The 13476-nt window shown below is 34.3% G+C and carries 10 protein-coding genes; 7 read left to right on the forward strand and 3 right to left on the reverse strand.

The window, feature by feature from the left end; genetic code table 11:
* The first annotated feature begins 48 nt into the window (after positions 1-48).
* The 4 genes from V6M85_RS06535 (at position 49) to V6M85_RS06550 (ending at position 6107) form a co-directional block, all read left to right on the forward strand.
* Entirely contained in the window at positions 49-1497 is a 1449-nt protein-coding gene (locus V6M85_RS06535; RefSeq protein WP_338604489.1) for an ABC transporter substrate-binding protein, read from the forward strand.
* A gap of 39 nt (positions 1498-1536) precedes the next feature.
* A complete protein-coding gene (locus V6M85_RS06540) occupies positions 1537-2481 on the forward strand; it encodes an ABC transporter ATP-binding protein (RefSeq protein ID WP_338604491.1) in 945 nt (314 codons plus the stop codon).
* A complete protein-coding gene (locus V6M85_RS06545; protein ID WP_338604494.1) occupies positions 2471-4120 on the forward strand; it encodes an ABC transporter permease subunit in 1650 nt (549 codons plus the stop codon). Before V6M85_RS06540 ends, V6M85_RS06545 begins: the two co-directional genes overlap by 11 nt.
* A 571-nt stretch (positions 4121-4691) precedes the next feature.
* Positions 4692-6107, forward strand: a complete 1416-nt coding sequence (locus V6M85_RS06550; protein WP_338604496.1) for an MFS transporter — start codon at positions 4692-4694, stop codon at positions 6105-6107.
* A 3-nt stretch (positions 6108-6110) separates the two neighbouring features.
* On the opposite strand, the gene V6M85_RS06555 is transcribed toward V6M85_RS06550, so the two are convergent.
* A complete protein-coding gene (locus V6M85_RS06555) occupies positions 6111-7061 on the reverse strand; it encodes a zinc-binding dehydrogenase (protein WP_338604499.1) in 951 nt (316 codons plus the stop codon).
* A gap of 2 nt (positions 7062-7063) precedes the next feature.
* On the reverse strand, positions 7064-8329 hold the full coding sequence (locus V6M85_RS06560; protein WP_338604661.1) for an MFS transporter: 1266 nt from the start codon (positions 8327-8329) through the stop codon (positions 7064-7066).
* A gap of 374 nt (positions 8330-8703) precedes the next feature.
* Between V6M85_RS06560 and V6M85_RS06565 the strand changes: the two genes are divergently transcribed.
* From V6M85_RS06565 to V6M85_RS06575, 3 genes are all read left to right on the forward strand, one after another.
* Positions 8704-9174: a hypothetical protein gene (locus V6M85_RS06565; protein WP_338604501.1), complete on the forward strand. Its 471-nt coding sequence runs from the start codon at positions 8704-8706 to the stop codon at positions 9172-9174.
* Positions 9175-9322: 148 nt separating this feature from the next.
* A complete protein-coding gene (locus V6M85_RS06570) occupies positions 9323-10531 on the forward strand; it encodes a Zn-dependent hydrolase (RefSeq protein WP_338604504.1) in 1209 nt (402 codons plus the stop codon).
* Positions 10532-10763: 232 nt separating this feature from the next.
* Positions 10764-12101 (forward strand): aspartate aminotransferase family protein, encoded by a 1338-nt coding sequence (locus V6M85_RS06575; protein ID WP_338604507.1) that lies wholly within the window; start codon positions 10764-10766, stop codon positions 12099-12101.
* Positions 12102-12443: 342 nt separating this feature from the next.
* Here V6M85_RS06575 and V6M85_RS06580 read toward each other — a convergent pair whose 3' ends face one another.
* Entirely contained in the window at positions 12444-13418 is a 975-nt protein-coding gene (locus tag V6M85_RS06580) for a metallophosphoesterase family protein (RefSeq protein ID WP_338604510.1), read from the reverse strand.
* Between the last annotated feature and the right edge of the window lie 58 nt (positions 13419-13476).

A 13476-nucleotide genomic window follows, 5' to 3' on the forward strand; every position in this document is an offset into this window, starting at 1 on the left:
TACACTTTTTACTTTGTCTTTTAGAGTTAAATTTAGGGTTAGATAGTTATGAACAGAAAAGCTATTTCAACTCTTGCAATAGCAATAATTGTGATAGTTGTGGTAGCTGTAATAGGAGTTGCGTTATTCTTGGCATATGGGACATTATCATCAAAGACTAAGCAGAGTGTAATTTCAACTACTGTTTCTAGTAATGTTAGTTCATCAGTAATAACTCTTACTGTAGTAACGTTTAGTGGAGAGTCGGCCCAATTTATTCAATATGCTGGTGATCTATTCCACGAATTACATCCTAACGTTCAGGTACAAGTAGTTCAATATCCATTTAGTCAATATATAGATAAGGAATTAACAGCTCTTGAAGCTCATTCTTCTCAATATGATATAATAGGGTTTACTTCCACATCGGCTTTAGATGTTGAGCCCTATTTAATGCAACTGAATCAATCAGATTTCAATTTCTCTGACATAATCTATCCGCAAGAAGATTTCGGAGGGATATATTATAATGCAACGACAGGTAAGAGTGAGATTATAGGTGTAGCTTACGAAACTGCAGTCTACTTATTAGCATATAATGCTACAATATTTGGAAATCAAACTTTAGCTCAAGAATTTGAACAAGAATACCATATGAATTTTTCACCTATAACTTATAAGAACTGGTCTGTAGTACTAGCTGTAGATCAGTTCTTAACTTCACATCACATTACTAAGTATGGATTTTTGATTGATGATCATGTTTCACATGGAATTATTGATGCATTTCCCGCAGTATTTGGCTGGTTCTATTTTAGGGACCCATCAATTAACTTAGGTAATCCAGCTGGTTTACCTAATTATAACATTATGTTTGAAGGGAAAATATTACCTGGTTTTAGTTATCCATTACCTTCCTTTAACTCTACTTCCGGAGTTAACGCTCTTATAACCTATAGGGAACTAGTTAATTACGAACCCAGTCCTTCACAAATTCAAATGTCTTATGATAACTTGCCAGAGTTCTTCTCTCAAGCACCTGGAGAATTCATCTTCACTTCACAGCTAGCTTATATTAATAATACAAAAGATGTATTATTGGCTCCATTACCCGGAGGATATGCTGAGACTGGAACTGACTTTTTAGGTATAAGCAAATATTCTTCTCATCCACAACTTGCATTAGAGTTTTTGCAGTTTCTAGTATCTCCACAGATGCAAGAAATTGCTTTTCTAAAGTTTGGAAAATTCCCAATTTCTAAAGAGGCATTTAGTGCTCTAATAAGTAATACCTCTTTGCCCTCTTATCAGAGAGAATGGTTAGAGGAAACTTACATTGCAGCGTTAAATGCATCAGCTAATCCTCCAAATATACCTCCTACTTATCCAGAATTAATACCAAGCTTTAATAATGACGTATTTCAGTTTTTAACTGCACCTCAGTATAATGCTACTTACGCTATGCAAATATTACAACAAGCAGCTAATTCTTGGATTAAAGCAGTCTCCTCAACGTAAGAGTTAATATTTTTTATTTTTATATTTTCTTGATAGGACGTGATTACACTTAAGAATGTTACGAAGTTCTTTGGTAACTTCAAAGCCGTTGATAACGTAAGCCTTAATATCGAGAGGGGCGAATTTTTCGTAATTTTAGGTAGATCGGGTTCTGGTAAAACTACTCTTTTAAGGCTTATTGCTGGGTTAGAAAGAGTTTCTGATGGTAGAATATTCATTGAGGATAAGGACGTTACGGATTTACCTCCGTCAAAACGAGATATTGGCATGGTTTTCCAGAATTATGCATTATATCCAAATAAAAAGGTATTTGAGAATTTAATGATATCTATGGAAAATATAAATATAAGTAAAAACGAGAAGGAGAAAAGAATTATGGAGATTTCTAAAGAATTGGATATATATAATTTGTTAGATAAATACCCCAGTCAACTCTCTGGTGGTCAGCAACAGCGAGTTGCAATAGCTAAAGCTTTAGTGAAGAGACCTAAAGTGATGCTGATGGACGAACCACTTTCAAACTTAGATGCGCAACTCAGATATTCCGCAAGGAAACTAATTAAAAGAATTCAGAGAGAGTTCAATATAACCACATTGTATGTAACTCATGATTCTAATGAAGCACTAGCAATAGCAGATAGGATATGCGTTATAGACAAAGGTAAAATAATGCAGATAGGTAAACCAGAAGAGATCTATGAAAATCCTGCAAATGAGGCTGTAGCTTCATTAGTAGGCAGTCCGCCAATGAGCTTTGTGAAAATAGATAACAAAACCATAGGTGTGAGACCAGAAAACGTAATACTAGGAGATGGTAAGCATGAAGGTATTGTTAGCAACTGTGAATTTTGGGGATCTTATTATTTAGTTTACATTGAATTTAACGAAAATGAAATAAAAGCCATAAGTAAGACTAGAGTAAGGGAAGGGGCGAAAGTTAGATTCGACTTCACAGATTATAAGGTGTTTGGAAATGAGAGTTAAGTATTCAATACCTTACCTTATTTACATAGTAATTTTCGGTTTGGTGCCCTTATTCCTTACCTTCGTTATAGTTGGTCTTAACTTATCTTCAGCCTTAAAATCCGCATTTGCAGTTACAAGCCCCCTTGAAATAATTTATAATACATTCTATTTCGCTTTATTTACAGCTATAGTTTCAACCATCTTAGGGCTAATACTTGCCATCACAATTGATATGTATCCTAAGAAGTACCTAATTCTTCTAGTCCTATTGCCATTTACAATACCCTTTACCTCATCCGCGTTAATATGGGTTATAAGCTTCTATGGTGGTTATGGATGGTTCACCTATCTTATGGGAATTAATTATGATCCGTTATACTTCTCTAAAACTGCTCTACTTGCCGTAAGTTTAGTAAGTGCATGGAGTTCAGTTCCATTAGCGTTTCTATTGATTCTTGCATCATTAAGGAGTATACCCAATGAAGTTAAGGAGTCAGCACAAATTGATGGTCTTACGGCTTCTCAGTACTATTCAAGTGTAGCCTTCCCTTATGCACTGAAAGGGATATTATTATCATTTCTAATTACTTTCGTATTATCTATGGGAAATTTCGACTTGCCATACGTTATGACGCAAGGAGGCCCCGGTTTTTCTACGACGACTCTTCCATTGATGGTGTATTTTATGATGTTTCAGTACGATAACTTTTCTGGAGGTGCATTATTTGCATCAATCTTAGCTTTAATAGCGTCTATACCAGCAATAGGTGTAGCACTGTTAGTGAAGAGAAGAGGATTTAGATTTAGTTTACTCTCAATTAAAATTCCAGATAAAATATATAAACCATTAATGCTTGTTGCTACGATTATTATTATAATATTTCTAGATTTTCCAGTATATTGGATGATATTGGTAGCGATAAGACCCAATTCGTTAGATTTTGTAAAACCTCCTATTTTGGTCCCAAAATCTATCGATTTATCATATCTGATTTCTTCTTTACAAGCTTCTGTACCATATATGATAAGTTCACTGATAGTAGCTTTGATAGTAGGATTCCTAACTATTTTACTATCCAGTTTGGGAGCCTATGAAGGTGCTAGAAAGTTTTGGTTCTGGCTACTCATTTTATCAATATACATTTACGCATTACCCTCAACTTCCTACGTGATTCCAATATACCTAATGATATCCGATGTGCATCTCATCAACACATGGTTAGGTTTAGCACTACCTTCAGCCATTTTCACTGTTACATTTGCTTTTTGGACCATGTTTAGTTTCTATATAGACTTTCCTAAAGTATATGAAGAAGCTGCAGAAATAGATGGAATGAAGAACAGAATAATAAGGTTAATATTACCCCTTTCAAGGCCATTTTTAATTGCAAGTTTCATAATTTCCTTCATCTTTTCGTGGCATCTTCTATTTTATCCACTAGTATTAAGTGAGACGCCATATAGGATGAACTTTCCACCAAGTGGTAGTGAGACCATAACAATATTCGCGTTAAACGCGATAAGCCAAGGTTCAGTTAACTGGGCTCTATTAGCTTCTTCTGCCTTAGTAGCATCCTTGCCAGTTATAGTAATATCATATATAGCGCAAGATTACATGCTAAAAGGCTTATATGGTGGTGGAGTGAAAGGCGTCTAATTTTCAAATCTTTTTATTATCCTCTATTCTGTAGTAAGGGGCTTGGATATTATTTAATTTCACATATTTTGTATTTAAATTACAACTCAAATAAAATATATAAATTTCAAGGTTTAATGGGAACAGTTTTCCACTGCAATAAAAATTTTTATAGTTATTATCTCTTAATGAAATTTTTGGATTTTTCTACAGAACTATTAGTTTGTTGATTTTCTGAAAATTAAGGCTATTCTCTCTATCAAGACTATTCATAGAATTATCGTCTAATTTTCAAATGATATACACACTACAGAACTATTGAACTATATAGGTATTTTAGAAATAATTTGTATGATGCAACTATAGTTTTATAATATGGACTAGATAACATGACATTTTATTGCAATTGATAACAATGTGATTTACACATTCAAGAACTGTTTAGGAATATCAGATGACTAAGTAAATAATTATCACTGACATTTCACATTCATAGTTACTGCCTGGAATTAATCCCTTACATTAAATTGTTAATGTGTTAATCATTTAATAGACAATTTTTTAAAAGAGGAAGTGTAACAGTGTTAACGCAATGAACACTAACATAATCCTTTTTGTAATAACTTTAGGATCATTAATGGCAGCAGTAGATACTACAATTGTTTTACTTGCACTTCCCACTATAACAGTTAGTTTGCATACTGATCTTTTGACGTCAATCTGGGTTCTTTTAGCCTATATGTTGGTAATATCGGTTTTATCAACGCAAACGGGGAGGATCGGTGATTTGCTGGGAAAGGGTAAAATTTACAATCTAGGCTTCGTAATATTTACCATTGCCTCAGCTCTATGTGGTATTTCCACAAATATAGATCTATTAATAATATTTAGGATAATTCAAGCTATAGGCGGTTCAATGCTGGTTTCTAACAGTTCGTCGATTATAGCTGACGTTTTCCCGCCAAATAAAAGGGGAAGAGCTTATGGTATAACCAGTTTGGGTTGGAATATAGGATCTTTGGTAGGAATTGTTTTAGGAGGATTTCTAACCACATTCCTAGGTTGGCAGTATATCTTTTACATTAACGTGCCCATAGGTATTATTGCAGTCATTTTGGGAGTTACCAATATCAAAGTTCTGAATAAGGCAAATACCAGATTAGATCTTTCTGGCGCTATTATACTAGGTCTATCATTAGGGTTAATATCGTTATCACTGTTATTCATTGCAGCATCTGGTGTTACCCTGAGTGAACTTATTGAATTAATTGTAGGTATAATCTTGTTGCCCGTTTTCATCTTCAATGAGATCAAAATTAAATATCCTATTGTAAATTTGACAATATTTAGAATTAGACTTCTAACTTATTCTCTTTTAGCCAACTTCTTTCAAGGTATAGGAGGCCTCTCCTTAACTTTCTTGCTTATAATGTATTTGCAAGGTGTCAGAGGACTTTCCCCACTTTACAGCTCATTACTCTTAACCCCTGGTTACGTAATTGCAAGCATTTTAGCTCCATTTATGGGAAGAATAGCGGATAGAGGAAAGCCAGGTATAATCGCTGGAATAGGATTAGTATTCATACTCGCCTCCTTGCTACTATACTTTTTCTTACTAACGCCTTCAACTCCTTATAGCGTAATTTTAGGCATTAGTGGAATAACTGGTATAGGCTCAGCCATGTTTTGGCCTTCTAACTCTACAGCAATAATGTTCCATGCACCTAAAGAATATTATGGTTCAGTTTCCGGCCTATCTAGGACACTGGGTAATATAGGAACGATATTAAGTTACGTTTTAAGTATAGTGGTTGCAACTTTAAGCATACCTAGATATGTTGCCTTCGAAATCTTCTTGGGAACTGCAACTTTAGATAAGGATATTAGCAAAGTTTTCGTGAATGGGTTACACTTTGCTTTCCTCGTGTCTTCACTTATAATAATTGTTGCGATAGTATTTTCGATATTAAGCGAAAAGTCAGAGGAGAAATCAAATAAAATATATTGAGATCTAATCTATTTTTACAAGGACTTTTACGTTAGGCTCTTCAATAACGTATCTCTTGAACCATTCATTAATTTGGTCAACTTCCCCTATCTTATCTATTATTTTGGCGAATTTCTCACTATTCTCACTTACTATTTTTATTGATTGCAAGAAATCGGCTACGCTATATATGATAGAACCCTTTACTACCACTTCATTTCTAACTATTACATCTCTATTCAGACTGGTATATTCTTCGTCTAAACCCGTTATTATTAGCTCAGATCTAGCTACCGAATTCTTGAGTATTGATTGAGCTAACATCATACTCTCATTGTTATTTATAGTATCTATTATCGCTATCCTTTCTTCAATAATCTCATCATCATTTACTGTAAAACCTTTCTCCTTTAAGATTTTTTCTTTTCTCTTATCTTTTTCAATTATGACACTTTTGAAGCCATATATTTCTGACACTATTGAAGCCAGTGTTCCAGTACTTCCTCCGCCTATTATTATTACCCTTCTTATGTTCTCTCTATCGATTTTATTTATTGCTGATAAGGCTACTGCAGTAGGCTCGACTAGAGCTCCAATTTTTAAATCTATGAAATTCGGCAATTTAAATACAAAATTCTTAGGTACGTTGATCCATTCAGCCATACCTCCATCGGCATTAACTCCTATGGAGATCTTGTTTTTACAACTATTATAAAATCCTTTTCTACAATTTATACAGTAATTACACCAATAGTTTGGAAAAACAACTACTTTTTCGCCATCTTCAGTTATCCCAGCTATCTCATGACCTAATACTAGTGGTTCCCTTATAGTTTTTTTACCTAAATATATATTTTTATCAGTTCCGCAAATTCCTATGTACTTAGGAAATACTCTTACTTCTCCCGGTTTTGGATATTCCTCTTTAACATCTGCTTTGATAAACTTTCTTTCACGAAAAAATATTTTCCACAAACTTAATCCCTCCTGACCTTGATTAGCCTATAGTTGGTAACTACTACTGTACCAATGAAATATATAAGTCCTATTCCAATTAAAATCTCCATACCTAAGAGGTAGGCATGAGTAGCTTGCACAGTAGCTCCAAATACTATTGGTACTATAATTCCCCATAAGGTTTCCCAGAATCCGACATGACCACCAAACTGCCCTGTCAGCTCTGGAGGTACCAGAAAGGATGGGGCAGCCCACTGAATTCCAGACCACCTAAGAAAGAAGAACGTAACCATCAGTATTTCAACAGCCTCTATTGGTGATGACGCTATGGTAGCTAATGCAAGTCCTATTGTAACTGCTAGAGAACTTACGGCAAATCCTATCTTAAAGCCTAGATTAGGATTATTCTTAACTAGCCTATCCACAACGAGACCACCTACTATCTCTCCTATAAATCCAAAGCTCCAAATTACTGCTGTATATTCTAATGTAAAGGAAAGGGAGAAGTGTCTGGCATAGTATAGGTATAAAGGTAGCCAAGTAAAGAGCCCAAAGAATATTCCGGCCTGAGCTCCTAAGCCCTGCATATATCCCCAGTAATTTCTATTTCTAAACCACGATGATAGTTGTAGTTTTACCCCTCCAGTACTACTATCCCTTCCAGATAATATATAATCTAATTCTTCTTTAGAAATTTTTGGATGTTGTTCTGGTAGATCATATAATAGTCTTCCTAATATGATAGCGAGAATTATTGCTAAAAATCCACTTACTAAAAATCCTAATCTCCACGCTAGTTCTTCATTGGGTATTATAGCAAATAAACCTAACATAAATAGTGATCCAAATACTATTCCTAAATTTACACCAGAATCCGATATAGTCCCACCTCTCGCTTTTTCGTCCTTTCTAAGCCAATTGGCTACTATTTTTGTTACACCAGGGAAACCTACGGCTTCACCAATACCTAATAATACTCTAGTTACTATGAAATAGAAAGCTGAAAATGCGAAAACGTTAATGGCTTGAACTGCTCCCCATAATATGGCAAATCTAGTGAATACTCTCTTTGGACCATATTTATCCAGAAAATAACCCACTAAAGGATTCATTATTAAATAACCAAAAGTAAACCCGTCGCCTATTATGCCAGCTTCAAAAGAACTTATTTTGAATTCACTTTTTAACACTGGGAGTGCAGCGTTTATTAGACCTCTATCTATGTAATCTATTATGATTAAAGCAAAAACAATTAATACTATTTTCCATCTTAGGTTACCAGCCATCATAAGTACTTTATACACATTATATATAAATCATAATGTTTACATGTTTGTTTAAAAAAGACTGTAAACTATTAACTATCTAAAAGACTAAATGTATAGTAATTTAATAAGCTACTTTCTGATGTTAAATTTTATTAGTAATGATAAAGATTAACACTACTTCTAGAGAATGCATCTAAAATCTCTATATAAGAACAATATTGTCATTTGTAGAGTTTACGAGCAAGATAGTTATTATAGTTCACAAGTCAGTGATAGATATTCAAAGTCGAGTTTATGTTTTCTATGATAAAGTAAACATATAGTTAAAGAGTACCTTCATCTGTCTCTAGGCTAGATTAATTTATAACTTACACTTATGATATAATTTATAAATGCCAGTTATAGTAAGGAAAACTCATGAAAAGGATGGGAAGAGAATTTACATAAGGATTGGGGAAAGTCCTCCTGCTATCAAGGAAGGGAAGGTAAAAGATGGAGCATTTTTCGTAATAGTTGGAGATGATGATGGAGAAAAGAAGATAAGATTAACCGATCAAGAGGCATTAGATATAGCTCATAGAATTATAACTATATATCAGATGCATATAAAGATGTACAGAAAGTTAGATAGGCAAGTATACCAAGAATATAAGCATCGGTTAGAGACTACTGGTGAAACGAAAGATCTAGAATCAGATATAATTAAATTCATTATTAGGGCAGGAGGAGAAACTACTATAGAAAATGTAAGGGACTTATTAAGCCCTAAACATGCTGATTACTTACATGTTATGGAGAGGAATGGATTAATAGTTATAAAGGGAAATAAAGTTTCGCTGAACTTATCTAATAATATCAAGTAGATTCTATTATTTCATTCCATTACTTATAATCTAAGCTAATTTATTGCTGAGTGAAGTGCTCCTCATCTTGTCACCATAAATTAGGTTTTAATATCAATGGGGAAAAATAAAGAAAAGGTTTATCTATCTGTAAAAGGGTAAATTATTTATGGATGCTAACAGATTTTTGTCAACTTTTCACTCATTAACTAACATAGGTTGGACTGAAGAAGGAGTGATGAGGCTTGCATTGAACACATATGATGTAAAAGTTAGGCAAGAGTTAGTGAGAATTCTCTCTACAATTAATGCTAATGTAAACCTAGATGATGCTGGAAATATAATAGGTAGTCTTAAGGGTAAATCGGACGAAACTATAGCTATTGGATCTCATATGGATTCGGTACCATATGGAGGAAAGTATGACGGTTTCTACGGTGTTATGGCAGGACTTGAAGTGCTTAGAAGCGTGAGAGAAAAAGGTAAGTTACCTAATCATACATTATCGTTAATAGATTTCACTAATGAGGAAGGAGCTAGATTTCAACCTTCGTTATTAGGTTCTGGGTTGACAACTGGCGTGTTCAATAAAGATTATGTGTATTCAAGGAAAGATAACGATAATATAACGTTTGAAAGAGCACTTATGGATTCAGGATTTATGGGTGATGAGAAGAATAGATTAGTTTACAATAAGCCGAAATACTACGTGGAACTTCACATAGAACAGGGTCCTATATTAGAAGAGGAAGGGTACCAAATTGGAATACCCATGGGTATTGTTGGTCTTTCAGTATACGAATTTACGTTTATAGGACAAGCTAGTCAGGCTGGACCTACACCTATGAATAGAAGGAAGGACGCGTTAGTAGGGGCCTCTAAATTTATCACTAGTGTTAGAGACTACGCTAGAAGTAAAGACAATTTAAGAGCAACTGTAGGTATTGTTAACGTTAAGCCTAATGTATATAATGCAATACCGAGGGAGGTTAGACTAACCTTAGATATAAGGAGTACGGAAAAGTCGGAGATTGACAAAGCAGCTAGCGAGCTTATAAATATGGCTAAGAAAATCGCAGATGAGGAAAAATTAGAGATAAGATATAATCATCTATGGACTGCTAATCCAGTGGGTTTCTCGGATGAAGTGATTAATGCAATACAGAAAGCTTGTGAGGAATTAAATATGAGATATAAGTTCATGTATAGTTGGGCTGGGCACGACGCTCAGTATATGACTAGAATATCTAGAGTAGGGATGATATTTATTCCATCTCATTTGGGAATAAGTCATGCTAAAGAGGAGTTCTCGTCAGATGAAGATATGTTAAATGGACTAAGAGTTCTTGAGAAAGTTATAGAACTTTTAGATAGATAGATTCTATGATTATATAAAGAGTTAGACCTTAGTGATTACTACTAATTTACTAATATTAATAAAAATAAAAAGCAAGTTATCGTATTTTAGAGTTAAGACGTGTTCACTATCTCAAGTGCAACTCTTTATTAGCTAACTCTCCCTATGATATTTAGACGATCGTGTTGTACTCGAAATTAATGTTAGAAAGATGTATGTAGATTTATAACTTTATTTATTTTTAAAGTAGATTATGAAAGAGGAAAGTAGTGATGATAAGGAGATAATAAAAGAATATACGTTTAAAACGTGGAGTAAACAAAAGGGTTGGGATCCAATAATTGTGACATATGCTAAAGGAGTTTATTTCTATGATAAAAACGGTAAGAAGTATTTGGACTTTTCCTCTCAATTTGTGAATGTTAATCTAGGTTATGGAAATGAAAAAGTCATTAGTAGTATTAAAGAACAATTAGATAAATTACAGTATATCAATCCGTCATTTGGTGCAGATGTTAGGGCTAGAGCTTCAAGATCTTTACTTAAAGTTATGCCCAAAGGTATTACAAAATTCTTCTTCTCCACTTCTGGTACTGAGGCTAACGAAGCGGCCATAAAGATAACAAGGCTTTATAAAAAACCAAATTATAAAATCTTGGCTAGATACAGGTCATATCACGGTTCAACTGAGTCTTCTATATCGTTAACTGGAGATTATAGAAGATGGTTTGTTGAACCACATACCATGCCAGGGGTTGTGAGAATTCCAGAACCTTATTGTTTCAGATGTCCGCTCAAATTAAAATACCCAGATTGTGGAATAGCATGTGCAAATTACGTTGACTACGTAATTAAGCAGGAAAAACATGTAGCAGGCATAATAATTGAACCAATAACTGGTACAAATGGCGTTATTGTACCACCTAAAGAATATATGCCATTAATTAGGAAGATTGCTAAGGAGAACGACATACTATTTATTGCAGATGAAGTAATGACTGGTTGGGGAAGAGTAGGAGAGTGGTTTGCAGTAAACCTATGGAATATTGAACCAGATATTTTAACTACCGCCAAGGGAGCATCAGCGTCTTATGTGCCAATAGGAATTACTGGCTTTAAAAAAGAGATAGGTGAGTACTTTGAGGAGAATGTTTTTGCTCATGGCCATACCTTTGAAGCACATCCTGTTTCGTTGGCAGCAATACCGGCCGTAATAGAGGAATACGAAAGATTAAACATTTTATCACATGTTAGAATAATGGGAGATTACCTTGGTAAAAGACTTATGGAATTGAAAGAGAGACATAAGAGTGTCGGAGACGTGAGGGGTGTTGGGCTATTCTGGGCTATGGAGTTAGTTAAAGATAACAACAATACGCCTTTTGGAGGATATGAGGATAAGTATGATGGGAAAATTACTCTAGTTGATACCTTAGCTAAAAAGCTTATGGAAAAAGGCGTCTATGTGTATAACGGCCCTTCATGGTTCATAATAGCACCACCTCTTGTGATAAATAAGGAAGAGATCGATCAAGGTGTAAACGCACTAGATGAAATACTAAACGAAGCAGATAAGGAATTTGCGGGGTAGCGGACTTTCTCCTCACCCTATTAAGAGGATAATATTCACTCTCAATAGATGAGAAGCTATAAGTATCGACTTTCTCTATTGCAATTAAGGAATTTGCCATCTGCATCTTGGTTAATAAAGCGTACAAACTTAAAGACTTTATGCGAAAAGTTCTTCTACGATGTCGATTGGTAGAAATGTATTAGAAATCATTCCCTCCTTGTGTTTGTAGGCATTACATGCTATGCCTCTAACAATCAAACTGTTGAATAACCGTAGGAGATTATCTTAGTTTAACACATTTTGCACTATAAAGAGAATGTGTAGAGGAACGTAAGTTTTGGAAAAATTCCACAAAGGAAATTATCCTATAATAAATTGGTGTGTCTTTACTTTGTTGTTCTCTAAAACTATGTAAGTTGCGTGGAGTAGTCCTATTCCGTACTCACTACCAGGGTTAATAATTACAGTTTTACCTATTTTATCAAATGCTCTTGACTCATGAATATGACCGTGGATTCCTAATAGTGGTTGAAATTCCTCTTCCAGTTTTCTTATTGCTGTAGAGCCTACATGAGTCATGACAATTTCTCCATTTCTAACTACTGGTTTTAACGTCTTATCTAATAATGGTGCGTTGTCTAGATTTGTACCATAAGGTGGAGCATGAAGGTTAAATATTGTCCTATCTGGATTTTCCACTTTTTCTATCATCTGCTTTAAATTAGAATATATCTGATCTTCCGTCATCTCCCTTGGAGTATTCCAAGGCGTAGGATTTACGTAGCCGAAAGTTACCATTTCATACCCGTTAATATTTACTATCTCTCCCTCACATTTTACTAACCTTTCACTTTTGCTTATAACGTCAAACATGTATAGTGGATCATCATTTCCCAAATTTGTATACACTTTCAAGTTAGTTCCCTTTAACTTCTCCTCTGCTATTTTATCCCACTCTTGTAGTCTTTCCAGTATCACTCGTTTGAATTCTTCATCTAATGCTTTCTTGTTTTCATTTAATTCTACTAATCCTCTCTGATCAACTATCGTATAATAGATTCCAGAGGATTTGTACTTTTTAATAATCTCATCTAGTCCTTCCCTTCCAATTACTTTCTCTTCTACCTTAAACTTGCCGTTCCCAATATCAATTATTGGTATTAATGACTTTCCAGCTAAATCTCCTCCTATGATAAGTACGTCAGCTTTCGTCATTAAACCCGCGTTAAGGAATTTTCTAAAGGCTGTTTCTGAACCATGTAAGTCAGTTGTGAACAATATTTTAACATTTCCCGTGCTATTTGATTCCGGTTTATTCTTTTTAAACAGACCCACAAATCCAACTTACATTAACCATATTTAAAGGTTAATATAAAAAAGTAACAGAAGTTTC

It is taken from the genome of Sulfolobus tengchongensis (assembly GCF_036967215.1).
GTDB classification, from domain to species: domain Archaea; phylum Thermoproteota; class Thermoprotei_A; order Sulfolobales; family Sulfolobaceae; genus Saccharolobus; species Saccharolobus tengchongensis_A.

Coding starts and splice junctions, on each gene's coding strand:
- V6M85_RS06570 (WP_338604504.1), top strand. CDS start 9,323: ATGGATGCTAACAGATTTTTGTCAACTTTTCACTCATTAACTAACATA.
- V6M85_RS06565 (WP_338604501.1), top strand. CDS start 8,704: ATGCCAGTTATAGTAAGGAAAACTCATGAAAAGGATGGGAAGAGAATT.
- V6M85_RS06575 (WP_338604507.1), top strand. CDS start 10,764: ATGAAAGAGGAAAGTAGTGATGATAAGGAGATAATAAAAGAATATACG.
- V6M85_RS06550 (WP_338604496.1), top strand. CDS start 4,692: ATGAACACTAACATAATCCTTTTTGTAATAACTTTAGGATCATTAATG.
- V6M85_RS06560 (WP_338604661.1), bottom strand. CDS start 8,329: ATGGCTGGTAACCTAAGATGGAAAATAGTATTAATTGTTTTTGCTTTA.
- V6M85_RS06535 (WP_338604489.1), top strand. CDS start 49: ATGAACAGAAAAGCTATTTCAACTCTTGCAATAGCAATAATTGTGATA.
- V6M85_RS06545 (WP_338604494.1), top strand. CDS start 2,471: ATGAGAGTTAAGTATTCAATACCTTACCTTATTTACATAGTAATTTTC.